This is a genomic window from Paraburkholderia sp. RL17-381-BIF-C (genome assembly GCF_046026435.1).
Taxonomy (GTDB): Bacteria; Pseudomonadota; Gammaproteobacteria; order Burkholderiales; family Burkholderiaceae; genus Paraburkholderia.
Genome location: NZ_JARESX010000252.1, coordinates 1 through 326, shown reverse-complemented (window position 1 = coordinate 326; position 326 = coordinate 1). Strand labels below are relative to the sequence as shown.

The window sequence follows — 326 nt, the reverse complement described above, 5'->3', positions numbered from 1 at the left end:
TTTATCGTTCAGCTGACGGCCCAGATGGCCGCGCGCGCCTTCGCAGAAGAGCGTGTACTTCGCGTGCAGTTCCATGCCGAGCTGGAAGTTCTCGGTCGGTTCACCGTCCTTGCCGATGCCCAGGTTGCCAGTCGCGACGCCTTTGACCGAACCGTCGTCGTTATAGAGGATTTCAGCCGCCGGGAAGCCCGGGAAAATCTCCACACCCAGCGCCTCAGCCTGCTGACCCAGCCAGCGCGTCACATTCGCGAGACTGATCACGTAATTGCCGTGATTCTTGAAGTTATCCGGCAGCGCCCAGACCGGCACGCTCTTCGAACCGGTTT

Annotated in this window: 1 protein-coding gene; it reads right to left on the bottom strand. The window is 60.4% G+C overall.

Going from position 1 to position 326, the window contains the following annotated elements:
* The coding region (locus P0D70_RS36930; protein ID WP_408188147.1) for an NAD(P)/FAD-dependent oxidoreductase at window positions 1–326 on the bottom strand (326 nt) is incomplete at both ends.